This window comes from Maribellus comscasis (assembly GCF_009762775.1).
In the GTDB taxonomy this organism is placed as follows: domain Bacteria; phylum Bacteroidota; class Bacteroidia; order Bacteroidales; family Prolixibacteraceae; genus Draconibacterium; species Draconibacterium comscasis.
The window spans coordinates 5784982-5810044 of record NZ_CP046401.1; the positions used below are offsets into that span (position 1 = coordinate 5784982).

General features: G+C 39.9%; 19 protein-coding genes. 10 read left to right on the plus strand and 9 right to left on the minus strand.

The features are described from left to right. Positions 1 to 78: 78 nt before the first annotated feature. The 5 genes from GM418_RS23500 to GM418_RS23520 all read left to right on the plus strand — a co-directional run bounded on the left by GM418_RS23500 (position 79) and on the right by GM418_RS23520 (position 5021). The gene (locus GM418_RS23500; protein WP_158869643.1) at positions 79 to 567 is read left to right on the plus strand and encodes a cupin domain-containing protein; all 489 of its coding nucleotides are present in this window, start codon (positions 79 to 81) and stop codon (positions 565 to 567) included. Positions 568 to 596: 29 nt separating this feature from the next. Then, positions 597 to 1028, plus strand: coding sequence for a hypothetical protein (locus GM418_RS23505; protein WP_158869644.1), 432 nt, complete (start codon positions 597 to 599; stop codon positions 1026 to 1028). Positions 1029 to 1144: 116 nt separating this feature from the next. Next, entirely contained in the window at positions 1145 to 2203 is a 1059-nt protein-coding gene (locus GM418_RS23510; protein ID WP_158869645.1) for a serine hydrolase domain-containing protein, read from the plus strand. A gap of 32 nt (positions 2204 to 2235) precedes the next feature. Next, entirely contained in the window at positions 2236 to 3561 is a 1326-nt protein-coding gene (locus GM418_RS23515; RefSeq protein WP_158869646.1) for a T9SS type A sorting domain-containing protein, read from the plus strand. A 23-nt stretch (positions 3562 to 3584) separates the two neighbouring features. After that, on the plus strand, positions 3585 to 5021 hold the full coding sequence (locus tag GM418_RS23520; RefSeq protein WP_158869647.1) for a serine hydrolase domain-containing protein: 1437 nt from the start codon (positions 3585 to 3587) through the stop codon (positions 5019 to 5021). 571 nt (positions 5022 to 5592) lie between these two features. Here GM418_RS23520 and GM418_RS23525 read toward each other — a convergent pair. The 4 genes from GM418_RS23525 to GM418_RS23540 all read right to left on the minus strand — a co-directional run bounded on the left by GM418_RS23525 (position 5593) and on the right by GM418_RS23540 (position 8179). Then, a complete protein-coding gene (locus GM418_RS23525) occupies positions 5593 to 5964 on the minus strand; it encodes a hypothetical protein (protein ID WP_158869648.1) in 372 nt (123 codons plus the stop codon). Further along, a complete protein-coding gene (locus tag GM418_RS23530; RefSeq protein ID WP_158869649.1) occupies positions 5913 to 6827 on the minus strand; it encodes a DUF1593 domain-containing protein in 915 nt (304 codons plus the stop codon). The genes GM418_RS23525 and GM418_RS23530 overlap by 52 nt, the downstream gene beginning before the upstream one ends. Beyond that, positions 6793 to 6897, minus strand: a complete 105-nt coding sequence (locus GM418_RS31935; protein WP_281350190.1) for a hypothetical protein — start codon at positions 6895 to 6897, stop codon at positions 6793 to 6795. Before GM418_RS31935 ends, GM418_RS23530 begins: the two co-directional genes overlap by 35 nt. 265 nt (positions 6898 to 7162) lie before the next feature. Continuing rightward, positions 7163 to 8179 carry a LacI family DNA-binding transcriptional regulator gene (locus tag GM418_RS23540; protein WP_158869650.1) on the minus strand — a complete coding sequence of 339 codons (1017 nt, stop codon included), beginning with the start codon at positions 8177 to 8179 and terminating at the stop codon, positions 7163 to 7165. A gap of 315 nt (positions 8180 to 8494) precedes the next feature. On the opposite strand from GM418_RS23540, the gene GM418_RS23545 reads away from it, so the two are divergent. The 3 genes from GM418_RS23545 (at position 8495) to GM418_RS23555 (ending at position 12377) form a co-directional block, all read left to right on the plus strand. Beyond that, positions 8495 to 9538 (plus strand): aldo/keto reductase, encoded by a 1044-nt coding sequence (locus tag GM418_RS23545; protein ID WP_158869651.1) that lies wholly within the window; start codon positions 8495 to 8497, stop codon positions 9536 to 9538. A gap of 146 nt (positions 9539 to 9684) precedes the next feature. Further along, positions 9685 to 10701, plus strand: a complete 1017-nt coding sequence (locus tag GM418_RS23550; protein WP_158869652.1) for a zinc-binding alcohol dehydrogenase family protein — start codon at positions 9685 to 9687, stop codon at positions 10699 to 10701. A 116-nt stretch (positions 10702 to 10817) separates the two neighbouring features. Continuing rightward, the gene (locus GM418_RS23555) at positions 10818 to 12377 is read left to right on the plus strand and encodes an alpha-L-fucosidase (RefSeq protein ID WP_158869653.1); all 1560 of its coding nucleotides are present in this window, start codon (positions 10818 to 10820) and stop codon (positions 12375 to 12377) included. A gap of 513 nt (positions 12378 to 12890) precedes the next feature. Here the strand turns inward: GM418_RS23555 and GM418_RS23560 are convergent. Further along, positions 12891 to 13472 carry a helix-turn-helix transcriptional regulator gene (locus GM418_RS23560; RefSeq protein WP_158869654.1) on the minus strand — a complete coding sequence of 194 codons (582 nt, stop codon included), beginning with the start codon at positions 13470 to 13472 and terminating at the stop codon, positions 12891 to 12893. Positions 13473 to 13938: 466 nt separating this feature from the next. Between GM418_RS23560 and GM418_RS23565 the strand changes: the two genes are divergently transcribed. Continuing rightward, on the plus strand, positions 13939 to 14526 hold the full coding sequence (locus GM418_RS23565) for a TetR/AcrR family transcriptional regulator (RefSeq protein ID WP_158869655.1): 588 nt from the start codon (positions 13939 to 13941) through the stop codon (positions 14524 to 14526). A gap of 45 nt (positions 14527 to 14571) precedes the next feature. Next, the gene (locus GM418_RS23570; RefSeq protein ID WP_158869656.1) at positions 14572 to 15666 is read left to right on the plus strand and encodes an alkene reductase; all 1095 of its coding nucleotides are present in this window, start codon (positions 14572 to 14574) and stop codon (positions 15664 to 15666) included. Between the two features lie 360 nt (positions 15667 to 16026). On the opposite strand, the gene GM418_RS23575 is transcribed toward GM418_RS23570, so the two are convergent. The 4 genes from GM418_RS23575 to GM418_RS23590 all read right to left on the minus strand — a co-directional run bounded on the left by GM418_RS23575 (position 16027) and on the right by GM418_RS23590 (position 25062). Then, positions 16027 to 16497, minus strand: a complete 471-nt coding sequence (locus GM418_RS23575) for a T9SS type A sorting domain-containing protein (RefSeq protein WP_158869657.1) — start codon at positions 16495 to 16497, stop codon at positions 16027 to 16029. Positions 16498 to 16507: 10 nt separating this feature from the next. Then, complete coding sequence (locus GM418_RS23580) at positions 16508 to 18142, minus strand: hypothetical protein (protein ID WP_158869658.1); 1635 nt, start codon at positions 18140 to 18142, stop codon at positions 16508 to 16510. A 224-nt stretch (positions 18143 to 18366) separates the two neighbouring features. Continuing rightward, positions 18367 to 20313, minus strand: a complete 1947-nt coding sequence (locus GM418_RS23585) for a tetratricopeptide repeat protein (protein WP_158869659.1) — start codon at positions 20311 to 20313, stop codon at positions 18367 to 18369. Between the two features lie 411 nt (positions 20314 to 20724). Next, positions 20725 to 25062: a hypothetical protein gene (locus tag GM418_RS23590; protein ID WP_158869660.1), complete on the minus strand. Its 4338-nt coding sequence runs from the start codon at positions 25060 to 25062 to the stop codon at positions 20725 to 20727. Position 25063 lies beyond the last annotated feature (1 nt).

A 25063-nucleotide genomic window follows, 5' to 3' on the forward strand; every position in this document is an offset into this window, starting at 1 on the left:
TTCTCAGCAAACCTCTGTTACTTTGTTTTTATAAGATTCATGAATTGACAAAACATTAATTATTAAAATTCAGAAAAAATGAAAACAAATGGGAAAAAGGAGGAACTGATTGTTCTGACAGATGTGATAAAAGTTCTGGTTAGCAATACCGAAACCGGAAACGAGTATGCCGTTTTTGAAGAAAATGTACCACCGCTCGGTGGCCCACCACCTCATATGCATCCTGATGAAGAGATTTTTTATATTGTGAAGGGTGAATTCGAATTTATATTAAACGACATCCAGAATCCGTTTAAAGCACTGGAAGGAAGTGTTGTGCATGTGCCGTCGAATGCGTTACACACGTTTAAAAATATTGGGAAAACTCCCGGAAAAATGATTGTTCTGTTAAGCCCGGGGAAATTGCTGGATTATTTCAGGGTAATTGGTAAATATGTGGATGAAACTACCGAACTTCCCGACCTGACAAAAGTTCCTGATATTTCAAAACTGGACGTAACAAAAGTCTTTGAATTTGCGCCGGGGCATAATGTGCAATTTGTGTTACCGGAGATAATGGAAAATTAAGTAACTTATTCTACAAATTTTCACACAGCATGATAGTTGTTGACCTTATAAGAAAAGCTTCCGGCGAGTTGTATGCAAAACTCACTTACGAACCTCAGAAGAACTATCTTTTGATGAAATGGATAGGGCCATGCTCTGAAGAAGAAGTAAAAGCAGCTTCGATGCGTATGTACGAGTGGCAAAAACGGGAGGGTGTAAAAAACAAATGTAAGTACCATGTGCACGATACCAAGGAAATTGAAGGTGCATGGGCTGGATTGGTTGACTGGATTGCAAATTATTTTTTCCCGTTAAATTATGAATACGGAATGCGCTACAACATCAGCATTATTTCACCCGATATTTTTTCCAAACTTTCATCGGTAGAACTAAAAAAAAGAAGCAACAATAAGGTCGCAACTATCCTTTGTGAAACCATTTCGCAGGCTGAATCCTGGATTACACAGAAACACAACATGTAATATGATTTGAGCTTTTGAGTCTTAGTAAAATAAAAAACAAAGTTCAGGAATTAGGAAACAGGATTAAACGTTAATCCTAAGCCAATTTCCCAAGATTTAATTCAATCCTCATGAAAATGAAAATGTCATTCACAATAGTATTAATGTGCCTGATTGGTAACTTAGCTGCTCAGCAACACTCAGTCATCGAAGAGTTTCTACAAACTCAAATGTCGGAATATCATATTCCGGCTTTATCAGTTGCCATAATTCAGAATGGCGAAATAAAAATAAAAAAGACATATGGTAATGCGAATCTGGAGTATTCCATTCCAAATACCGACACCACTGCTTTTCCACTGGCTTCGGTTACCAAATTAATCTCAGCAACAGCAATAATGACGCTTGTTCAGGAAGGTAAACTTAATTTATATGAAAAAGTAAGACATTACCTGCCAGAGTTACCCGAGACCTGGAATAATATGAAGGTAATTGATTTGGTTGCTCATCAATCGGGAATTGCTGATCTGCTGGCGTTGCAAATTGAATTTCCTTCGTTGCAAAGCGCTTTAGATACCGCTGCCTCCCGTCCGTTGGATTTTGAACCCGGAACAAAAACGGTTTACGCCGGAGGTGATTATGCCGCAGTTATGAAATTGATTGAAAAAATATCGGGACTCGGGTTTCAGGCTTTTCTCCAGAATTTTTTTGAAAAGCTGGATATGGGACACACGGTTTTTAATAACATGGAACAGGATTTTATTTACCGAACCTATGATGTAATACCTTACGCGGCAACCGTATATAAATGGGATAACGAACAAAGCAGACAACGAATATTTTCGATGATGTTTCCTTCCTGGACTTATCCTTCCGGTGGATTATTTTCATCCATATCCGACCTGGCAAAGTGGGTGGTTGCACTCGATAAAAATACGCTCCTGAAACCAGAATTCTCAGAAATGATGTGGACGCCTGCTAAACTGCAAAGTGGTGAAGATTCACCGTTTGGAGTGGGTTGGATTGTCGATAAACATAATGGAGAAAAAGCCACCGGCCACAGCGGAGGTCCGGCGTTGGCAGATATTGTCCGACTTCCGGAGAAAAAAATAACGGTCATTGTGCTTACAAATCAACTTGAACTCCGCCCTTTTCTTTCAATGAAAGTACTCGACTTTTACTTGAACAACAAATAATTTAAATAAAACAACAACAAATTTTTATAGCTATGAAAACAATTAAACAAATTATTTTAGTTCTGTTGCTGTTTCCAAACGTTATGGTTTCGGCACAACAATTCTGGTTAACAACCAATGAATTTTGGGGTGGCCCAAAAACCGGCATCACAATTTCAAATGACTCTGTTATTTTAGTTAGTACTATGAATTCGGTTTTAAGAAGTACTGATGAATGTTATAGTCTGGAAACGGTACTCAATGCCAAACCTATTTCCACTGTATTTTCGGCGCAGGCCGGGTTAATACTTGCCGGAGGAAAAGGGAAGATTTATTATTCTGAAGATAACGGATCGAACTGGGATTCTGTTGCGATTAACAGTACTTTTCCCGTCACTCAGTTTGTTGAAAATATCAATGGTGAACTATTCGCAATTACCGGGATAGAAGATGAAGGAGACGGAGTTTTTTATTCAGGAGATAAAGGTCGAACATGGGAACAGAGAAACAATGGATTAGGTGCTTATCTGGGATGCCGTAAAATTGCCATCGATAGAAACAACCGCTTGTATTTAGCTGTATCCGATTTTTATGAATCCTGGTACGGAGGGTTTTATTTTTCAGAAAACAATGGAATTTCGTGGGAGAAGATTTCCATTACCAGTGATTCCCTCGCCAATCCGGTAAAAGTTGGAATTCCTTACAATCTTTCAGTGCTTCCCAATGACAGTGTTTATATAAGTTTCAAGGGTATTTCTTATAATGCCTTTTTGTCTTTAAATCTTTATAAAAGTATCGATGAAATTAAATCTAATTCATCGTGGAACGTAATGAAGTTTAGAGAATCAAACAACTGGTGGGAAGATACCCCGATCAATTCAATTCACCAGTCACAAAATGGCGATTGGTACAGCTCGCTTAACGGTGCAATACATCAGGGAGGAACCTGCTTCTCACACAACGGGAAATCATGGGAAATTCTCGATTACGGTTTAGGTACAGATACTATGAATGCGCGAAATGAACAACATTTTGTGGAAACTTCAAACGGGCGGATATTTATGATTCAGTACATGGACGAACGAATTTACAAAACAGATACCAGTATTGTTACCAGTACTCCAAAACCGATTGAAGTAAACCCAAACTTCAATATTTATCCAAATCCTATTCGAAAAGGGGAAAGTTTCACCCTGGAAATGGACAAGTACAACGACGCCCCAGAAATCTCTGTTTACGAAATAAGCGGGAAAAAACTTTTTTACACCCGGGCATATAATACTAAAATTAATATTCCGGCTCCTGTAAAAGAAGGAATTTATATTGTTTCAGTCAGAAAAGGTTATTCAGAAAAAGCGCTGAAAATTGTTGTGAATTAGTTTGGTTGACGCATTGGAATTATATGAAAACAATATTCACGAATATCATTCTTTTTCTATTAGTACAAAACTCCTTTCCCCAAAATATTAATATAGATAAGATTGACATACTTTTAAAGGAATTTGTAGAAGAAAGGTTCTTTAGTGGGGTAGTTTTGATAGGAACATCAAATGAGATTTTATACACAAAGACAATTGGTTTTGCAGATTGGGAAAAACAAATTCCAAATGAAGTTTCGACCAATTTCAATATTGCTTCAATAGGTAAAGTCTTTACAGCAACCCTGATTATGCAACTTGTTGAAAATAACGTATTATCATTGGATGACGCTATTAGCAAGTGGCTACCTGAATACAACTTGCCAGACTCATTAACGATTTTTGATGTAATCACACATTCTGCAGGAACTGGAAATTACATGATGCATAAACATTATGATGAACGAATTGTAACAATGCATTCCTTGGATTCTGTTATGAACCTTGTCTCTGAGCAAATTCGAAACAATCCAATTCATAACGGTCGGTTTGAATATTCCAATTCGGGCTATATTATTTTGGGTAGAATTATTGAGAAAGCGACAGGACATAATTATCAGGAAACATTGCAAAAGTTCATTTTTGCAAAAACAAACATCAAAAAATCATATATTCATCATCCTGCAACTTTTATAGCTCCAGGCGAAGCTATTCCATATATTCCAATTACAAAAGACTGTTTTTTAAACGATATTGACTCAGAAACGCCTGGATTTAGTGATGGTGGAATGCAATCAAATGTACTGGATATGTACAGTTTCCTTTCAGCACTACTAAAAAACACAATGTTAACTTCTGAAACACTTGGGGGTATGTGGGAAGCAAGGAGAGAAGTAAACAATAACAGTCAAATGGCTTTGGGTTGGTTTATTTATAATTCTCAGGGAAAGGAATTGATAGGGCATAATGGAGGAGGAAGAGGATTTTCTTCAAGTATTAGAATTTCCAAAGAAGATGATCTTATTTTAATCGCAGTGGCAAATACCAAGACCAGTACTGTAGATTTGTTAAACGGTTTATTTGACTTGTATAAGACCGGAGTTTGCGAGATACCGGAAATGTATCCACAATATAAACTGATGGAAATTGTGAACGAGAGGGGGATTAATCATATCTCAAGGAATTTTAGTCAGGTAATGTTAGAAATCAATACTCCTCACAGTTTAAAAGAGAGAGATTTTGTTGAGTGGCTTTATTTACTTGGCAGAATGAAAATGGAAGATGAACTTTTAGTCGTTTTTGATCTCGCGAGAAAGGAATTTCCGGAAAATCCCAGTATTTGGTTCTCTGCAATAGAGTCATTAATGAATACTGATATCAGAAAAGCGCAAGAACTATTTGATGTAGCAGTCAATCGTTGGGAGAATAATCCTTATGCCAATTATCTGCAAGTAAAATTGAATAGAAATTTTAAGAATTAGGTAAGTTTATCATTTATGTATTATAATTTGATTTTTTGCTTCTTTATTTCAGTATTCATAAACTTCAAAACAGCCTCATAATCTTCAACCAAAAAGTTCGACATTTTTCCGGTTGGGTTCACCCATATAATTAGAGAGTTGTAAGATTTGTTTCTTGTGACTCTTTTTTGTTTGCACAAATTTGTACAAAATATTTTTGTCTTTGATTCCGTTATATGGTACCTAAGCATGCATTTTTAGGCTCAATTTCGATCTTTGTATGAACTCCCACTTTAAGTTTTTACCTTTGTTGGTCGTGTGATTTATGCTTGTAATATATTGAAATTTAATGCTTGGTAAGCTCTTGAAAACAATTGTTCTTGAAATGTTGATTGCTACCTGTTGCGGGGAAGATGGTTGTGCTGTGGTGGTAAGGCTTCCCGAACAGCAATTATTCAGGTGTTTTATTTTATAAACCATTCCGCTTTGGCCGTGCAGAGTGTTTTCCAACTTTTTCGACAATTGGAAAAGTAAGTAGTTGGGCCACGTAATTTGTTGCAGGAAATGCTGAAAATAGAATCCCTAAAATATTTTATTGTTTTACATTAATAGCAACACGTTTATACCGGATTAATTGTGGTGATCCGTTATCTCTAACCTCACAGACAATATGCAGTTTGGTGTCGTTATTTATGCTATTGGGTATGATTAGCACGGCATCTCTGCTATCTGGATTTTTAATTTCAATTTTCCCTTTAAAATCGCTGGCGTCTTTATAATACCACCATTGATAGATAAGCTGGTCACCATCAGGATCTGTAGTTTCTTTGGCGCTTAATTTAATATTGCTGCCGGGTTTTGCTGCAAGGTTTAAATTGTTGGCCGGAGGATGATTGGCATCTGCGAAAAATTTTACACACCAGTCTGCACGTACAGCAAAATCATTTTGGAAAGCATCAGCCATCGGGCAATGGGTCTGAAATATGTCTTCATCATATCCTGATCCTCCGGGTAAGTTTCACGCATGCATTTCCTTCCCCAGGCAGTTGTTGAATACCACCTTTCGTCCGGGTATTCATAACCTGTTGCTGGCACAGGATCGAGCCATGTGTTGCCGCGCACGTTTACGTAACGGCCACCCCATCCGGCAAAATCGGGTGATTCCATGTTTCGTAACCCGGTATTAATGTTGTGCAAAAAAGCCGGGGAATCTCCCTCTGACCTAAAACCATTGTCAGAAAAAGATATATCTCCCGCAAGGCCCTGACTTCCTTTTATATGAGCCTTATAAAGGGAACATAGCGGACCATGACGTTCAGGAATGTGTGATCTCATCCATTCCCCGTTGAAATAAGCTTGTTTGTCTTTAGGAAGTATTTTATTCCATTCGTAGGCAATAGCCAAAAACTGGTCATTAATGATGGTAAGAATATTGTACTTTTCCCAATGTGGCCTGATGTTTGACTGATAAGTAGAATCCTGTTCCCAAATAAAAAAGAAACGAATTTTATTGGCCACATAACTCATTTTTTCAGGATGCTCTTTTTCTATTGTTTTTAATGCCCGGGCAATGGTGTTGGTGCCTCCCCACGCCTGAATCCAAATGGGTTGATTATCCGATTCGTCGAGCAGGACTTTAACAATGTGTTGTGAACCGGGAGTGATTGAATCCATTTCTCCTTCTGCTTCAACATTTCTTGGGAAGGAAACTGATTTCAGGTAGTCGGGTAACTTATATAGTGCTTTACCAGGTGGCGATAAACTTTGTGTAGGTATCCATTTAGGGGAAAAGTCAGTCGTCGCCTGCCCATTTATGACCATGCGCATGATACTGCGAACTTGATGTTATAATTCCCTCTACGCTAAAATCATTGGCATACAAAAGAAATCTAGCCATGGAACATTCATCATCAATTTCCCCATCGGAAGTGACGATAACCCTTGGTTACTATCGTTTACATGGGCCGGTTTTTTCTCAGCATATGAAAAGAATATTACTGCAGAAGTGAGTAACAAAAAAGAAAATTTTGTCCTGAAGTTGATATCTCTTGTTTTTATAAAGAATTTATTTTAAGTGTTGTATCTGCAAAAATGGAGTTATCAATGGATTGTAGCTCCTTTTTTTGTAGAGCTCTGATTTTAGAAATTCAGAAGGTAACCGTCTACTTAATTTTTACCGACGATTCCCTTTCCACCAGATTTGTTTTTAAGATTACAGTTCGTGGAGAGGTGGATGTTTGAATTCTTTCAAAAAATAATTCAGCTGCCTTACGCCCCGTTTCAAAAGTTGGATGCGTAATGGAAGTGAGCGGTGGCTCTACTACGGTGGCATGAAAATCATCGGTAAAACCAACTAGTCCGATGTCGTCCGGAATTCGATATCCTCGTTCCCTTATTTTTTTCATTGCGGCAAAGGCAACGGTATCATTAATTCCAAAAACCGCATCTGGAGGATTCTCCAAGTCCAGTAAACGTTTCATTGCACTGCTGGCTGAGTCATAGCTTAAATCACATTTTTCAATCAGTTCTCTTGTTATCGGTAGTCCTGAATCTTCCATACCTGACAAATAACCATCCATTCTTTCTTTGGAAATATTCAGATGCGACGGACCCGAAATAAAGGCGATTCGTCGATAGCCCTGCTGGTAAAAATGCCGTGTTATCTTTTCTGCCGCCTCTTTATTGTTAACGGTTACCGATGAAACCTGATTTGGAAGACAAACGCGGTCAAAAAATACCAGTGGGATATTCTGCTTCAACAATGTTTCAAAATGAGAAATGTCGGTCGTCTCGCTGCTCATACAAATTATCAATCCTTCCACCCGGGCTTTTAATAAATTTTTGATCGATTCTTCTTCCTTTAAGTATGACTCGTTTGAACTTGAGATTAATATAAAATAGCCCTTTTCGTTCGCATAACTTTCAATTCCTGAAATTATCGATGCATAAAAGTGGGTTACCAGGTCAGGGACTATAACACCAATCATGCGTGTTTCCTGTTTTAGTAAGCCCATTGCCAAAGGATTTGGACTGTAATTTTTTTCCATTGCCAGTCGCTTAACTTTCTCTTTCATCTCCCGGCTAATATCCGGATGATCTTTCAAAGCCCTGGAAACGGTGGAAATAGAAACGTTCAATTCTTTTGCAAGATCCTTTAGTGATGTATGTCGATTCCCCATTTTTGACTGCTTACGGTGAAAAAACGATGTTTTAAACGAATTTAAAACTTTATAATAATGTTCTAAAACATTTTTTTTAGAACGCAAAGCTTTCCGCAAAGCTTTGCATTAAAACAGCGGCACTTGGGTGTTTTGACAAGATAATTAATTATAGGAAATTTACTTCAAAATTAACAGGAAATGAAATTTCGAAAATATTGTAGAAGCATAACAATGAAAATAAAATCAAATGTTTATTCGTGCCAAATCACTAAAAAGGTTCAGATAGTTTGAAGCTAATGACGACGGTACTGGATTTTACATAAAAACAGCAAAATGGAAAAGACAAAACAACTTGGGAATTCAGGTTTACAATGCCCAAGGATAATTTACGGAACAAGTTATTTGGGAAATTTATACCGGGAGCTAACAAAAGAAGAAAAGTTTTCAATCATAAAAGAATGGTTTCGGGTGAGCGATGGCAGAGTGATGATTGACAGTGCAGGGAAGTATGGCGCGGGGCTTGCGCTGGAAGTAATTGGAGAAGGACTTGGAAAATTAAATGTGGCTCCGGATGATATTCTGATTAGCAATAAATTAGGTTGGTTCCGCGTGCCATTAACTACCAAAGAGCCAACATTTGAGCCTGGTGCCTGGGCAAATCTGAAACACGATGCTGTTCAGAAAATCAGTTACTCCGGAATTTTGGAATGTTGGGAACAGGGGTGCGAGCTTTTAGGAGGGCGATATAAACCTCTGATTGTATCGGTACACGATCCGGATGAATATCTTGAAGCGGCAACAGATGCCGCAGACAGGGAAGCACGTTTGAACGATATACTGGGAGCTTATAAAGCATTATTTGAACTAAAAGAGAAAGGTGAAGTAAAAGCGGTTGGAATAGGCTCCAAAGACTGGCTTGTGATAAAGGAACTGTATGAGAAAGTAAAGTTCGACTGGGTTATGTTTGCAAACAAATTTACCTTGTTTCATCACCCCAAACCTGTTGTTGATTTTATCGGACAATTGGGCAAAGATTCGGTGTGTATTATTAACTCAGCCATTTTTAATGCCGGTTTTATTACAGGTGGCGAATATTTCGACTATAGAATTGTAAACCGGTCGGATCCTGAAGATAAGCATTTGTTTGACTGGAGGGATAAACTATTTGCCATTTGCGAAAAACACAATGTTACACCCGGTGAAGCATGTTTAAAGTTTTCATTTTCTGCTCCTCAGGTTTGCTCCGTTGCGCTTAACCCGAGCAAACCCAAAAGGATGGCAGGGAATAAGGAAATTTTAAAGATGGAACTTCCGGCAGAGTTCTGGCAGGATCTAAAAAATGAATCTGTTATCGATTCGAACTATAAATACCTCTGATTAAAAGGAATATGGATGTTATTAGTTCACGTCATTATTCTTTAGGATGTAAATCAGGTAGTTGGGCCGTATTGATTATTAAAGTGTTTCGGTTCTCAATAAAAAAGTACCTGGTATTTATTAAGCTTTAATACCATAGTTTAAAAATGAATGCTATAGAGATTACAAAACCGGGAGAGATTAGCGTGGTTGAACGGGAAATGCCGCAAATGGGAGAAAATGATGTTCTTTTAAAACTGAAGTACGTTGGTTTTTGCGGTTCAGACAGAAGTACCTTTTTGGGAAAAAATCCTTTGGTTCAATATCCAAGAATTCCGGGACATGAGATATCAGCAGTAATTGAAAAAGTGGGAGAGAACGTTCCGGCTACTTTCGAAGAAGGTCAGAATGTAACAGTGGTACCTTATACCAACTGTGGCCAGTGCAATTCATGTAAACAAAAGCGGTTTAATGCATGTCTGCATAATCAAACTCTTGGCGTACAGCGTGACGGAGCAATGACGGAATTTATAGTTGTGCCATGGGAGAAAGTGCTTGCAGATGCGGAACTGAGTGAAATTCAGCTTGCCCTCGTTGAACCAATAACTGTTGGATTTCATGCGGTTGATAACGGGAAGGTTAGTGATTTGGATACGGTGTTGGTATTTGGCTGCGGAATGATTGGAAGTGGCGCAATAATAAGGGCTTCGCTTCGGGGAGCAACTGTTATTGCTGTAGATATTGATGATGTAAAACTGGAAGTAGCTAAGAAATTGGGAGCTGATTATGTCATCAATTCAGGAATTCAAAATCTGCATCAGGAACTGAAAAAAATTACCCGTGAAAACGGACCAACTGTTGTGATTGAAGCGGCCGGAAATCCGGAAACATACCGGGCGGCAATAGAAGAAGTTGCTTTTGCCGGTCGGGTTGTATGTATTGGCTATGCAGCAACCGACGTGTCTTTTGCAACGAAGCTGTGGGTGCAAAAAGAATTGGTTATTACCGGTTCAAGAAACGCAAATTCCTCTGATTTTGAGGCTGTAATTAAGTACCTTAAAAATAATCAGCCTGATGAAAATATTTTTGTTTCTAAAACAGTAAGTCCGAACGATGCTCCCGGAGCCATGAGAGATTGGTCGGAAGCGCCCGGTGAAATAATGAAAATTCTCGTTCAGTTTTAAATCTGCCATTCTTTTGATAATGAGATAAAAAACAACGAAATTGCTGAATTGGAATAGATTATAAACAAAGTGTGCAGATTCAAACAACAAGAGTATAATAACTAAAACTTAAAAAAATGAAAAACAAAATGTTTTACTATCCGTTTTTTTTTCTGCTGATGTTACTAGCCGGATGCGATTCTAATAAAGAGGAAAAGAAAGCAGCGGATATTTATCAACCCACATGGGAATCTCTTGAAAAAGTGAATCCTGTTCCCGAGTGGTTTAAAGATGCCAAGTTTGGTATCTATTTTCATTGGGGTGTTTATTCTGTTCCTGCTTTTGCCAACGAATGGTATCCCAAAAATATGTATGGTGATAATTCCCGCGAGAATAAGCATCATAAGGAAGTTTATGGCGATCCTGTATCGGAATGGCCCTATCATTATTTTATTCAGGGAGCAAAGGACAAACGGGGCAATTGGGCTGAATTTGCACCAAAGTTAAAATCGGATGGTGGAGAATTCGACCCGGCAGAATGGGCACAACTATTTGCCGATGCCGGCGCAAGGTTTGCAGGGCCGGTTGCCGAACACCATGATGGCTTTTCGATGTGGGACAGCAAAGTAAATCCCTGGAATGCCAAAGATAAAGGCCCTGAAATGGACCTTGTAAAAGTATTGGCTGATGCCATTCGTGAAAAAAATATGAAATTGATTCTTTCAATGCATCATGCTTATAATATTACCGGTTTTTACGAACATGTCCCCAAAACGGATGATCCGGAACTTCAAAAATTATATGGGCAATTGGGCAAAGAAAAAAATGAAGAGGTTTGGCTGGAAAAACACAAGGAAATTATTGACAATTATCAGCCAGATATAATTTGGCAGGATTTTAACCTTACTGAGATTACTGATTCCGTTTTACTGCAGTTTGTAGCTTATTATTATAATTCAGCCAATAAATGGAATAAGGAGGTTGTAAACACCTATAAAGATGCTCTGAATACCGATGTTGCTGTTTTGGACTATGAGCGCGGAGGGCCTTTTGAACTCAAAGATTACTATTGGCTGACGGATGATGCCATTAGTCGTTCCAGCTGGTGTTACACGGAAGGAATTGCTTACTATTCAGCAAAGGCGGTCCTTCACAGTTTATTTGACCGCATCAGTAAAAACGGAAACCTGCTCTTGAATATTTCTCCAAAAGCCGATGGCAGCATTCCGCAAAAACAAAAAGATATTCTTCTGGCTATGGGAAATTGGCTCAAAAAAAATGGAGAAGCAGTTTATTCTACGCGGGCATGGGTAAAATTTGGCGAGGGACCAACAGAAATGGGATCAGGTCACCCTCATGGTGAAGGCGCTACATTCACCACTCCGGTAGAAGGAACTTCGGATGATATTCGATTTACACGAAGTAAGGACAACAAAACGCTGTATGCTATTGTACTTGGCTGGCCTGAAGATAACACTGTAACAGTTGAATCACTTGCTCAGGGAAATATCGATTTGGCCTCACTACAGTCGGTTTCCCTGCTAAATCATATTTCACAGGTGAATCTCGAATACAACCAGGAACAGGATGGATTACGTGTTGTTTTACCCGCAAAGCAGGAAGATGAAATGGCATACGTGATTAAATTTGATTTTGATGGAGAAATTCCAGGGGTGCATAAAACAGCAGAAAAATAAACGCACTCGATTTGTAAATCATCTCCGGGGCATTGTTAATTTCTGTAAATCATGATTTCCGAAAATGAATAGCGAGTTTTGTGCATTAATAGAACGGCAAACTCAGGAATTGTTATGGTGAATTGATAAAATGAGCACACAACAAACTTACTGTTGGTTTTATAAAGATGCTGGTGTAATGCTCAATATTACTTATTCTTTATTGATAAGCTGGTCCCTTAATGGATGCCTGTTTTAGGCTTTCTAAACACTGTATTATCAATGCTCACAGGTGTTCTGCGATTATTTCAGGTAGTATGAAATAATTGCAGAATATTTGATTTAAACGTTCCAGCTCCGACGTTTGAACTTCTGCCGGAAATCTGGTTGTTGTTCAAAGGATTTAAGCTGCAAAGCATTTCCAAAACATAACACATATCATAATAAAAACTTGTTATAAAAAATTTAAAGAAAAAAAATTGTAAGATTTCGATATTAAAAACAAATATGAGTAAGGGGAAAAACAATAATTGCTTAGCCTGACTTTTTAATTTTATAAATACAACGGTTTCCATTTTCTACTCTTTCTATATCGTATTCCGGACCAATTAGCTTTTTAAAGTTTTGCAATTCTGATCTGCAAAATCCCTGGCATTCGGTTGCTGCGGCACAAATTGGGCAGTGGTTCTCAACGAGAAAATAGCTATTGTCTTCCTTTTTCCACTCTGCCATATAGCCTTCCTGTGATCGTATTTTGCTCAATACATTCAGTTTTTGCTCAAGCGATTCGGAATTTCCCAATTCTTTTTCATATCGCTCGTACACACTTTTTTCTCTGTCGCTGATAAGAAGATCCAATGCATTATCTCCCAGTAGTTTTTTCACCGACCTTAATAACTGAACCGTTATATCGGCATGAGTATCAGGAAATCCGGACAAGCCTTTGTCTGTAAGCGAATAATATGTAGACGGACGGCCCACACCTTCACTTTTAACAGTTGCTTCCACAAGATTTGCCTCGGAGAGGTTAAGCAAATGTTTTCTGGCTCCTTCTTTGGTAATACCCAGCTCTTTTGAAATGAGAAGCGCTGTTGCATTACCATTTAGTGTTCCCATTGTCAGAGGCTCTCTTTTTGAGGCTGATACTCCTAACAAGATTACAAGTGTTTACAAGAACAAACTTGACCTTCTTATAGATTTAGCAACGACCCGGAAAATTGATATTAGAAAAATGCACAAACAATTTGCATGATCAAAGTAAGGTTATTAAAAACCGAACCGAAGATCGGTCTCAATAAAACCACGTTGTCAATTTTTCCTTTTTTATTGGATTCAACAGAAAGGGTACTGTAAATAAAGGATTGGTATCGGTGTAATCAAGATTATTAATTTCGGATAGCTCTTTTACACGGAAAGAATATAGTCTTGTTAAGGCGTATCAATCTGAATCAATTTATTTTGAGAATTTGAATGGAATGTTTATGATTTCATTTTATTCCCCCGTTAATTTACGGTTAATAGATATAATATTCAGGCAAAGAAGTCTTTTATTTAAACCGGTTGGTCTATTTTTGAGAGTGTGATGAGTAAAGCAGAACGAACACGGCAGTTTATCATTGAAAAAGCAGCTCCAATAATTAACCGCAAGGGAATAGCAGGTACTTCAATCAGTGATATTATGGAGGCAACACAGTTGGCCAAGGGCTGTTTGTATGGCAATTTTTTGAATAAAGATGAGATTTGTCTGGAAGCTTTCAATTACCTTACCCGGCAACACGCAAATGAAAGGGAGGCGCTTTTGAACAAGTATCCCAGCGCCAGGGAAAAATTGTCTGCCTACCTGGAGCATTTTAAAGAGGGTAAATTCAGGGAGGAATTTGGCGGCTGCCCTGTGCTCAACTTTGGAACTGAATCAGATGACACCAACCCGGAGATCAAAGAAAGAGTTCACCAGGTGATTCAGGTATCGCAGAAATACCTTGAGAACATACTCACGTCGGGAATTGATAATGGCGAATTTCACCCTGAGCTGAATGCTAAAAGAGTGGCTCTTAAGTTTTATGCCATGCTGGAAGGTAGCGTACTTATTAGTCGGGTTAGTAATGACAATAAACAAGTGGATGAGATTATTGTATCGATAAAAGAAGAAATCGAATTATTCAGTATATAAAAATTTTAAATATTAATAGACCGAATGGTCTAAAAAAATAAGGCAATGAAAAACAAACTGTTAACACCACTCCCGGTAGGAGATTACATATTGAAAAACAGAGTCGTTATGGCGCCGCTAACACGCATGCGGGCAGATGTCGATTTAGTTCCAACCGATCTGAATGTTGAATATTATCGTCAACGTTCATCGGCAGGATTAATTATTACGGAAGCGAGTCAAATTTCGAGGTTGGGACAAGGCTATCCGATGACACCTGGAATTCATTCAGAGAAACAAGTAGCCGGTTGGAAAAAAATAACGGATACAGTGCACAAGGAAGGTAGCCGCATTTTTTTGCAGCTGTGGCATGTTGGCCGTATATCACATTCGTCTTTTCATCCGGAGGAAGGATTGCCGGTTGCGCCATCAGCGATCCGGCCCAAAGGAAATACATTAACATCTGAGTGGAAACAGGTGCCCTTTGAGACTCCACGTGCGCTTGAAACCAGTGAAATTAAATCCACTATTCAGGATTACAAACAAGCAGCTGTCAATGCTAAAACTGCAGGTTTCGATGGGGTAGAGCTGCATTCGGCAAACGGCTATCTTTTAAATCAGTTCTTACATGGAAAAACAAACCATCGGAAAGATGAGTATGGTGATTCCGTTGAAAACCGGGCCAGACTCACCCTGGAAGTTATCGATCAATTAGCCGAAATTTGGGGCGCCGGGAAAGTGGGTATTCGCTTATCTCCGTTTACTTTTTCCGGAGATATTAATGATCCTGAAGCTATACCGGTTTACGAGTATCTTTTAAAAGAGCTCGATTCAAGGCAACTGGCATACCTACATTTCGTGCGGGCAAGATCAGCGGAAATTGAGGATCAAAAAGTATTCGAAAAAGAAAAGGAATTATGGAATCGGTATTCCGGAACCATCATAGCTGCTGATGGATTTACGTCGGAAACTGCTTTGGAATACCTTGAGAACAACCGGGCCGACGCCATTGCTTTTGGACGTAACTTTATTTCTAATCCTGATTTACCACAGCGGATTGAATCAGGTGCTGAGTTAAATCCATATGACCGAACGACTTTTTATGGGGGAGGAGAAAAGGGATATACTGATTATCCTTTTTTGCAGAAACAGAATGCTTGAGAAATTGAATAAAGAGGTTGCCGAATTTCCAGACAACCTCTTTGCTCTTGTAAGGATGGATTTCGTTTGATGACCGAATACGCCAAAATTTTGGATTTTAATTTAAGTTGAATCTAGTCAAACAATTCCTTGAGGATTGCCACTGCGTTTCCTTATATTTTTTAAAAAATTAAGAGGCGGTGTCAGGCTGGTGCACGGCAGAAGATGAATCCGGAGGAAATCTTGTTTGCGTTTAATTCTAAATGCCAGGCAGTTCCAGGCCTCTTGAGCCTGAAAACTACCTGGTGGTAAATTGCTCCCGGAGCCTGTTTAAATCCAACAATTGTCATTGGAATGAAGTATGGGAAGGCTCACAATTTTTTATTTTTTGACAATTTTAAATGATTGTATGTTATTGGTTTTCTTTGCACTGATGCGAAGCAGGTAAGTTCCCGATGCCAGGCTGCTTACATCAATACGGCTATCGGTTTCTGATATGGAATTTAACAGGAGCATTTTTCCCGTCATATCAAACAAGGAATATTGTTTGTCCTTTATTTCCGAATTAAAGTGTATCATTACAAATTCTGACGCTGGATTGGGGTATACTTTTAGTTCCGAAACCAGAAGACTTGGCTCATCAATGGCCGTAACCAGCAGTTTACTTTGATGGAAGCCCTGTGTAAGAATTGCTCCGGAAGTAAAAGTTTCAATCACAGATTCCCCCAATGTCCAGCTAAGCTCTATGCTGCCGGCTTGCTGTGTTTCTCCCGCAGAGGCAACTACCTCCTGCGCAAAGGAAGTTGAGATAGTTGTAAAACAGAAAGCAATAATTAGTATATAATTTTTCATTGCAGCTAAATTATAGTTTATACACAACAAAAGAAAAATCGCAATCGGCGTATGCGTCAAGTTTGGTATCCCAGGTTGACACTGTAAAGTAGCTTGTGTTTATTCCCATTAATTTTGCCAGGATATAGGAAGAACCTCCGGACCCCGTAACCTGTATAACACAACCGCTTCCCAGGTTATCGATTTCAATTTTATATTGCCCGGTGGATAATTTGGAAGCCATCGAAATGTTTGATGTTCCGTATGATAAATTGCCGGCACTTGTAACATAACCATAAGCAAAAGGTAACATGTTTGCTTCTCCTGTATCTTCCTGGTGAACTTCGTTGCTAACCAGAACATCTCCATCGGTTTCTACTTCAAGCCCCACCAATTCATCTGTTAGTGTTGCATCAATCCTGAAATTAGGCGATCCACGGTAAATACCGGTGGTAAATGTGCCCGAACCATCCACATTTCTATAATCTACACGCGCGGTATACCCTTGATTCGCTCTGTCTATTACAAGATTTCCATTGTTGTTTGGGGCACTGATCCTGACAACCGCGTTACCGGTTGTGTTAATAACGTCCAAATCGAAGCTTGGATCGGTGGTTCCAATACCGACATGATCGTTAAAATAAATTTCTGACCCATTTTGTGACCATACTCCTGTAGTTGGAGTTTCCCATGTTGTTTTTCCGTCGGCATCAGAAGTTAGCACTTTCCCGTCTCCCTGTGTCCCGTCTTTAATGACAAGTTGTCCATCAATATAGGCAGCTGTTCCCGCATCGTTTTGAGCAAAAATAGTTGGAAGAGTAGCACTGCTGTTGACTGCCTCAAGGCTTGTTATGCCATATCCCCAAAGTTGCAATAAACCGGTGTCATCTGCCGGGTCGTGGTTGATACCAACTTTCCCTCCAAAATAATTAATTCCTGCGGTACTGCTTGTCCAGGGACTTGAGGTGCCGGCAGGTAAAGTTACGGTGTTCCCTCCCGAAATAGAAAGATCATTTCCCGAGACAGAAAGCGTTTGATTGTCTGTCAAATCGCCATCAACACTCAACGGGCTTGCTGTAGTTCCATCTCCTGATAAGCTGGCATCACTCACAACGGTTTGAGTACCCCAGTTGTCACCACCACCCGACGATGGCAGGGTGACTGTTCCTCCTCCGTCAGACAATGTCAGTTGGGTTCCGCTTAAACTAATGGTTTGAAGTTCATTTGTGGCATCAGCATCGGCATCATCTACATTGTCAACTTCTACAGTTTGTGCGTGAAAAGCGTAAGGTACAGAAAGAAGTTGAGAGCTTCCCATTTCCGTATAGGCACTTCCTCCTTCAGCATCCAGTTCAATTTTAATAAAATGAGGTGTTGCTCCCCAGCTGTCAGGGGTAAAAGTGCCTGCTTCTGCAGTTCCCTGCCCAACTTTTAAACTGACAAGGCCAAAGTTATTGGTTGTTGCTGTATGGGTTTCGGAATAGACTGCGGTACCAGACTCGGAGTCTTCCAAAATACTAATTCGAAAGGAAACGTTTTGGTTGGAGACCAGTTCCCCTGTTGAATTTCGAACAACTGCCTGGTAATTAAAGGCTGAAGGCACTTGTGCGAATACTGTACAAATCGATATCAAAATCAGAATAAATAAAGAGGTAAATTTTTTCATTATTAAACAATTTTAAAGGTTAATGTTTTGAAAAAGGCTTTTTGAATTAGCTGTAAAAACGTCGGTACAAATTTCGGGTTTTATAGATATTTATCTATAAAAGACACAGGGACAAAAGCCGGACATCTTGCGCCAAAAAAACGGACATCGGAGAAGCGCTTTTTTGTTTGAGGTAGATTCTCCGGGTAAAAGTTATTGTTTTTTTTACTTGACAGAATGAGCTATCAGACTGTCAATAAATAATCAAATAAACTGTCGTTGGATGATAGTAAGAGTTTCTTTTTCAGGCGGTATTTTGCTTTCTGAACAGTGTCGGCTGAGATATATAAAAGCAGGGCAATTTCTTTGTTGCTTAGATTCATAATGAGGTATGAACAAAGTCGTAGTTCGTTTTTGGTAAGGTTAGGGTGTTTCTTTTTCAGATTTCTAAAGTAGTTTGGATGGACTTCCTCAAAGTAAAGACTAAAATTGTCCCAGTCAGAATCCGGGTCCATCTGTTTTTCGATATCCCTTCGCAACTTGTCGAGTGTTTCAGAGTTATTATGCTGAACTTTGAGTCTGTCGATATTGTCGAGAAATGCACGCATACTTTCGCTTTTTTTGATGGCATAGGCAGCAGCAGTCGTCAGTTCCCTGTTTTTATGGTCGATTTCTTTTTGCATCGCCTTGATCTCGCTCTGCCGGGTAAGCTCGTTGGCTTCAAGTTCCGATTTTAGTAACTGCTTTTCTGATTCTTTTTGTTTGTTCTCAGCAAGTAAGCGTTCGTTTTGGAGCACTTTTAGTTCCAATTGCATTTTGAACATATCTTCTTTCTGGCGGTGTATAAGCTTGTTCTTTTTATTGGTTTGAATTCCCTGTAAGATAAGGGAAACAAGTATCAGCGCAACCAGGCCAAGTAAAACGATAACAATATTTTTGTTCTTCTGGTTTTTTTTGTTCAGCTGGTCTTTGTATTCCAGTTTTTCAATCTTTCGTTTTTGATTTTCAATATCATTGAGGATTGTAAGGTCAGCTATATATTGTCGGTTTTTATCGTTGGCAATACTGTCTTTGTATTTATTCGCTTCCATAAAATAGCTTAGTGCTTTTTTATAGTTGCTCCTTTGTTGTTCCAGTTCCGACAACATATTATAGCTTTTTAGAAGAGCAGCTTTATATCCTATACGTTTAGATATGGCAATCGCGTACTGAAAGAAAATATTTGCACTGTCGTTTTGATGTTGGGTTAGGTGGTACCATCCCAAATTGGTATAGGAGTTTACGATATAAGTACTGTCTCCGGCTTGTTTTGCCATTTTTAGGGCAGGAACAAACAAGTTATAAGCCTTATCGTATTCATTTTGATGCATCGAGATGTTCCCCAGGCTGTTGTAACAAATAGCCTTGCCTAAAACAGAATTCAGCTGTTGGTTATATTCTAAGGATCTGTTATGATAAAATATCGCCGATTCGTAATCGCCCAATAATCCGTAAGTTTTGCCGATATTGTGGTTGTCGATTGCCATCCCCAGCAAACTGCCAAGCTGTTCCTCGTATTGGAGAGAGCTTTTGTAATACTCAATTGCTGATTCATACTGCTCCAACATGCGGAAAAGGCCGCCAATTCCTTCGTTGGATATGGCCATACTTTTAAGCATGTATTCGTCGGTATTATTACTTTCCTGTGCTGTTTTCAGTGCACGCATGTAATATTCCAGGGCAGTTTTTACAGCCGACATTCGGCGGTACACCACCCCCATCATATTTAAGGATAAGGCTTCGAGATAATCATTTTTTGACCTCAAAGCCGCGTCAAAAGCCTTTTGATGATATTGTATGGCTTTTGAATAATCACTATTATTGAGTTTGTTTTTACCCAACATATTGAGTACAAATGATTCAGCTTCGGAATTTTTGTTGGCTTTGCTGTATTCCCAATACGTCAACAGACGACTGGTGTCTTTGATGATACTTTTTAAAAATTTGTCAGGATCATATATATTTATTGAATTGTTGATGACCCGGTTGTTCAGACTATCAATCCAGTTTGCCACGTTTTTATTGTCTGCATTTGTTTTAGTCTGTTCATTCCCCTGACCAGCATTTTTTTCCGGATTTTCAGGGTTGGCACGGCTAATGTAGGTTACTGCAATACAGCAGAGAATCAGAAAAAATCTAAGAGACAGCGTCATTCATAAATGGTTTTACCCGCAAGTTATGAAAATGTTCAATAGAAGCCAATACTTTAACTGAACAGATGTTAGTTTTAGTAGTGAGACACAAATAGAATTCCGGCTGGTTGATTGAGGGCATAAATCAATACGTTAACATAAAAACAAGCTAAGGTTGTGTTTTATTAAAGTTTTTCCTTGCTTGCAGCAATCTTCCACACATCCACCGCAGAATAGGTTTATACCTATACTCTGACCTTTACGGGATGTTTTTGTTATCACGTAGCCTTTTTTCAACGAAAGAATAACTTAACTCGCCCCTGTCCTTTGGTTAAAGGTTTTTGAATTGTTTGAGAAAATGTAAGGTCACCCGGTCGGATATTCCGATTCCATTTATATAAAAATAAACAGAATCGGAATTGTATTTTTATCTCAGCAATCGGTGCAGCAAACATCAGGTACTTTCGTTAGCCGGGATGTTCGCAAAATACGGTGGTGTCCCAATTCATCACTCACCGGACTCGGTTTTTGCTGAACATCAACAGCAGTGAATGTTGCTGAACGTGCGCTAAACCTTTTTGTAAATTCACGACTGAATGTTGCTTTCTGTTCTTCGCTTAACAGGTTTGCTGTTGTTTGGGCAACCTGTGGCTGGTTTAATCCTGAAATGTGTTCAAAGATGTTATTGATTTGTGGCAGCGTTTCAACCACAACCACACTTAGCGAAGCATCTTTTGGCAATCCAAAAATGGAAAGAAACTGTGTAACTTCCTTATTTGTCCAGACTGTAGTTCCGTACTTCGTAGAGCTTTTGTTTTTTCTGGTAAAATCAACAAGTTTAATGACGTTGTTGACCGGCGCAACAGAAGTTTGACCTTTTTGCGTTTTTAAGGTTATCTTACTGAGTAATTGAAGTTCCTCCTTGCTATACTTTTGAAGAGTATTTTCATCTTTTTCATTTTCCACCTGAATTCTCCAGTCAAGCGGACGGTCATCCAGCAGAATGTTCCGGTAATCGTTGTTGTCTGCCTGCTTTACCTGTGCGTACAACAATGCCCATAATTCAGTTCTTGGCGGATCGGCAGTTACGTTTTTCCCTTTATGAACAGCCACGGCATAGGGAGCCGTTACCCAAAGTTTGTCTTTGTCGCGGTTGGGCATACATGTGAGTGCCGGAGCTGGGTGTTGAATGCCCTGCGATTTCAGTCTTCTGCCAAAACGCCCCTGGGCTGTTGTCCACACTTTTTCCGGTTCCTGACCAGGAGCGACTGCAGGCCGTTCAAAATGTCCAACCCTGAATTCGTAGGTGAAAAATCCAAACATCTCATCGCTGTTTGCATGTAATCCCGGAGGTAAGGGCAGAATATAATGTTTATCACTTGATGTACTTTTAACCATCGCTTGCATGGCATTCAATCCTGCCAGATCATTGGATGATGAAGGAGAAATAATACGTATCAGCTCCGGATCAATGGGTAAGGGCGGTTCCTGCTGACCAACAAAAAGCGAAGGACGATTATTACTTATCAACTGGTCGGGTGAATTGACCAGAACCCGGCCAAAATACGTATCCTGAGGATCGTCTACCGGATCAGCAAATTCAATCCAGAGAAAACGTTTACGTGATTCGGAGTTCTGATATTTTTCATCACGTACATAAGGAGAAAGTGCAAATCCGGCTGAAACAATTTTGGGAACCTGGGCCGGCGGAGTCGTAATTGGCAAGGTCATTTCCACAGCTACAGGTTCATCCCGTTCTGCAGCATGATCTGCTTTAAATCTGGGTTCAAGCGTGTAAGCAACATCGATGGTATCAGGAAATGGATTTGTTGCCTGCGGATCTTTCTTGGGTTCCACCGCGTCAATAAATACAATTTGCGTGGAATTTCGTTGCGGATTATCCAGCGATTCAAAGGAGGCTGTCCGTATCATTTTTATACGTCCGATTTCAGCATCCTCTTCTTCGGGTTGATTATCGTGGGTAAAACCTTTTGTCCGTTTAACAATAAAACTATCTGTTTCAAGTGCATTCCACATCCAGTCTCTGTCTAATTCAAAATTAATACAGCAAACCCAGTGGTTAAATAAATCAGACTTTGATGCAAATGTAATTGACGATCCATCCGGAGCTAATGTGTGACGTATACGACTTGAACACCCAAATACAACACGTTTTCCTTTGGGGGCGTTGAGGGTCAGACCACTGCTTTCCAGATTCAGTTGATCCGCCAGTTGTTTTACATTGGTATTTTGAGTCACATTCTCACTTCCAAAAAACAAAGTAGTTAACCGGCCATCAAAAACAGTAGAAGTGTCCGGTCGCATATACAAGGCCTGTACATTCGGTACTCCCGGAGTAAGCGCCAGCAATCCGGTCTCATCGGTCGATGGTTTGTATAATTCCACGCTAAATGGTTCTCCATATCTAACATCCATTGTTTTGTCTGCTGCATCAATGACGCCGTAGTATGCGCTGGTGTCGTTATCATCGGCTTTGTCTTCACAAACTGCACGAATTGTAAGACGAACGGTTCGGGCTGTAGGTAGGACCAGTTGAGGAAGATTATCAATATCATCCGTTAGGCCTAAATCCTGTACCAGATTAATTTCAGCGCCCACATTTAATACTTTGTCAGGTCCTTCAATATCCTTGTATTCAATAGGAATATTTAAAGTCGCCTCATAATTATCATCGTTGCCATCGATATCCGGGAAAAATCGCCGCGTAGTGTATAAATGTACGTAATCATCTTTTCCGTTTACGCTGCTTAGTTTATCGAGTTTTAAGGTTTCTATTTCAACAGTGATTTCCACCTGGTTAACATCCGGGTCGGCAATTCCCAAACCAACCCGGTGTTCTGCATTGTGGCTATGGTTGGCATTGTCGACATCCAGACTCATATTTGACTGGTTTAGCAGACGCTGGATCGGGTCGTTGTATTTATCGGTGTATACAACAGCCGGATACCCGAGTTTGGGTCTTCTGATGTTTAGTTCATTTAATTCCGACGGACCATCAGTGCCTATGACCGGATGCAACTCACCGGGTTGTGCCGTTGGAACGACTTCTATCTCCTGTATTCGTGGCTGAATGGGAGCGATGTACCTTTTAAACAAACAAGTGGCAATATCAGATGGAGACTCATTCACCGGATTCAGATCAATGGCCGGAGTACCTCCGCTGAGATCCTGCATGCGAATTCTGAACTGGAAAGTCCTTCCGTAACGAAGCTGAGCACTAATTGGCCCCGGATTGTATAATTGGTTGAGGTTGTTTTTTGCAGCTCCGGACACACCCGTTCCGGTAGTTGCCGGATTTCCGTCTTTATCTGTTGCTGGCTGGCCTTCAGGGTCAGCATCCAGATTTGGATTGGTGGTCTGATATACTGTGGCTGCGTCGTTATCAGGTAAAACCATACTATGCCCGTTCCAGTTGGCGAAATACATCGGAAGCCAGTAAGGCTGCATTACCCCGGTAACCTGCTCTGTGCCGTCCAACTGCTGGGGATAAACCTGGTAAGGCAGATTACCGTGAAAACTGTCTAACTGGATAAAATCATTATTTATATTGGGGTTCTTTGATAAAGTAAGCGGTTGTTTACTGTCAACCCAATTTAATGATTCCCATGCATTTTCCGGGTCGCCGGCTTCTGCCATTTCGCGTACATCAATAACATAACCGTTTACTCCAATCGGGGCATCCAGTCTTTTTTCAGGACTTGCCACCGATGGATCGATGCTTAACTGACGCATATACCAGTTAAGAATTTGTACGTCGTTCCATCCCAGGTTAATACCCGTGTCTTTTACCGGGTAGGAGCCGTCGGCTTCCTCAACCAAAGGATCGCGGTGTGGTGGTTGATGACAGTGTACAATTTTAGCAAATCCGTCATCAAACTCTGCCGTTTCAATAAACAGTTTGTCGTAATTTCCGTCGTGAACGTTTACAACCGGATACAGCAACGATGCAAATACATGTCGTGGTTCACCCGGAGTTAAAGCCGGAATTCGGGCGGCATATTTTTTAATAAATGTATCATCAGCTGCCTGCTGAGGACTAAAAGAACTTCCCCCGGCCAGATCGATGTACAAAAAGCCACCATCAGGGAAAGTATCCGCTTCAACGGGAATACTGGCAGAATATATAAATCCGGCGGCTCTGGCTAACAGGGGTTGTCTCAGGATGTGTGCAAATACTTTTCCCCAGCTTATGATATTGCTGCTTCTTTTAAAACCTTCATAAAACTTTGCGGCTTTTACCGCACAGTGATACTGATCGCCGGTAAATGCGTTTTTGTTTCCGACAGGTTTATTTCCTGTAGCTCTCAGAAACGATTTTGGGATGTGTTTATATACACTAACCTGCGCCGGTCTTGCTTTTTGAAATTGTCGTTCAGCCGGAATATTTTGCAGGTTAATATTGGAATTCACCATGCCAAGATTAAAGATTTGCAGGTGATTTGGATTTGCCATTGCTTCAAATATTTCCCGCGGATTTCCGGGCGAAGTTGTTGTTAACTGAATTGCTTCGCTGAGCGGCTTGGGTTGGGGTAAGGGATTAACTCCAAAACCCTGTATTAGCTGAGCTCCGAAAGAAAAGTTCGCATCGGCGAACGCTGCTGTAGCATCCGGAATCTGTGGCTCTTCCCCGACAATAATCGGGTTAAGCGGATTGTGGTCGCGCGGGATGACCACTATATTTACCTGAAGTTCATTCCCGTCAAAAAATTGCGGAAATGTCATTATTGATAATCTTTGATTTGGATTCATA

What these genes read in the sequence shown, in the direction of transcription:
- GM418_RS23500 (WP_158869643.1), top strand. Translation starts at nt 79, where the DNA reads ATGAAAACAAATGGGAAAAAGGAGGAACTGATTGTTCTGACAGATGTG.
- GM418_RS23505 (WP_158869644.1), top strand. Translation starts at nt 597, where the DNA reads ATGATAGTTGTTGACCTTATAAGAAAAGCTTCCGGCGAGTTGTATGCA.
- GM418_RS23510 (WP_158869645.1), top strand. Translation starts at nt 1,145, where the DNA reads ATGAAAATGTCATTCACAATAGTATTAATGTGCCTGATTGGTAACTTA.
- GM418_RS23515 (WP_158869646.1), top strand. Translation starts at nt 2,236, where the DNA reads ATGAAAACAATTAAACAAATTATTTTAGTTCTGTTGCTGTTTCCAAAC.
- GM418_RS23520 (WP_158869647.1), top strand. Translation starts at nt 3,585, where the DNA reads ATGAAAACAATATTCACGAATATCATTCTTTTTCTATTAGTACAAAAC.
- GM418_RS23525 (WP_158869648.1), bottom strand. Translation starts at nt 5,964, where the DNA reads ATGGCTGATGCTTTCCAAAATGATTTTGCTGTACGTGCAGACTGGTGT.
- GM418_RS23530 (WP_158869649.1), bottom strand. Translation starts at nt 6,827, where the DNA reads ATGCGCATGGTCATAAATGGGCAGGCGACGACTGACTTTTCCCCTAAA.
- GM418_RS31935 (WP_281350190.1), bottom strand. Translation starts at nt 6,897, where the DNA reads ATGGCTAGATTTCTTTTGTATGCCAATGATTTTAGCGTAGAGGGAATT.
- GM418_RS23540 (WP_158869650.1), bottom strand. Translation starts at nt 8,179, where the DNA reads ATGGGGAATCGACATACATCACTAAAGGATCTTGCAAAAGAATTGAAC.
- GM418_RS23545 (WP_158869651.1), top strand. Translation starts at nt 8,495, where the DNA reads ATGGAAAAGACAAAACAACTTGGGAATTCAGGTTTACAATGCCCAAGG.
- GM418_RS23550 (WP_158869652.1), top strand. Translation starts at nt 9,685, where the DNA reads ATGAATGCTATAGAGATTACAAAACCGGGAGAGATTAGCGTGGTTGAA.
- GM418_RS23555 (WP_158869653.1), top strand. Translation starts at nt 10,818, where the DNA reads ATGAAAAACAAAATGTTTTACTATCCGTTTTTTTTTCTGCTGATGTTA.
- GM418_RS23560 (WP_158869654.1), bottom strand. Translation starts at nt 13,472, where the DNA reads ATGGGAACACTAAATGGTAATGCAACAGCGCTTCTCATTTCAAAAGAG.
- GM418_RS23565 (WP_158869655.1), top strand. Translation starts at nt 13,939, where the DNA reads ATGAGTAAAGCAGAACGAACACGGCAGTTTATCATTGAAAAAGCAGCT.
- GM418_RS23570 (WP_158869656.1), top strand. Translation starts at nt 14,572, where the DNA reads ATGAAAAACAAACTGTTAACACCACTCCCGGTAGGAGATTACATATTG.
- GM418_RS23575 (WP_158869657.1), bottom strand. Translation starts at nt 16,497, where the DNA reads ATGAAAAATTATATACTAATTATTGCTTTCTGTTTTACAACTATCTCA.
- GM418_RS23580 (WP_158869658.1), bottom strand. Translation starts at nt 18,142, where the DNA reads ATGAAAAAATTTACCTCTTTATTTATTCTGATTTTGATATCGATTTGT.
- GM418_RS23585 (WP_158869659.1), bottom strand. Translation starts at nt 20,313, where the DNA reads ATGACGCTGTCTCTTAGATTTTTTCTGATTCTCTGCTGTATTGCAGTA.
- GM418_RS23590 (WP_158869660.1), bottom strand. Translation starts at nt 25,062, where the DNA reads ATGAATCCAAATCAAAGATTATCAATAATGACATTTCCGCAATTTTTT.